General features: G+C 43.3%; 1 protein-coding gene. It reads left to right on the forward strand.

Annotated elements, in window-relative coordinates; all coding sequences use genetic code 11:
- Positions 1–645: VaFE repeat-containing surface-anchored protein (locus LJD34_RS16100; RefSeq protein WP_227360375.1), on the forward strand; the 645-nt coding region annotated here is incomplete at both ends.

Below are 645 nucleotides of genomic sequence, written 5' to 3' on the forward strand. Positions count from 1 at the left end.
CAAAACCGATTGATTTTACAATCACAGAAAATGGAAAAATCGTGGACTTAACCGACAAAGCCCATTCTATCTATAATCAGATTAAGCGTGGAGATATTGAGGGTGTAAAAATCGGTGCAGGCACACACAAGCGTCTTGCTGATGTTCCCTTTCGGATCACAAGCAAGACGACGGGCGAAAATCATGTAGTGGTAACTGATGATAACGGGCAATTCTCCACTTCTGCTGACTGGGCTTCACATAAGCACAATACCAACGCAGGCAAGAACAGCGAGGACGGTGTATGGTTTGGAACTTCTGAACCAGACGACAGCAAAGGTGCGTTGCCTTATGATACTTACATCATTGAGGAATTACGCTCTGACAGCAACAAAGGCTTTGAACTTATCCCACCTTTTGAAATCGTGGTATCAAGAAATAACCTTGTGATTGATTTAGGGACGCTGACTGATGAATACGAAAAAGAAATCTCTATCCATACCACAGCGACCAGCAAGGACGGCGAAAAGACTATCCTTGCAGGAAAAGAGGTAACAATCATTGATACTGTCAAATTAGACGGACTTACAAAAGGCACAAAGTATCAGCTCAAAGGCTGGCAGATGTTAAAGGAAGAAAACGCCGAGCTTATCATTGACGGGAAAC

The organism is Faecalibacillus sp. MSK20_93 (assembly GCF_020589945.1).
In the GTDB taxonomy this organism is placed as follows: Bacteria; Bacillota_I; Bacilli_A; order Erysipelotrichales; family Coprobacillaceae; genus Faecalibacillus; species Faecalibacillus intestinalis.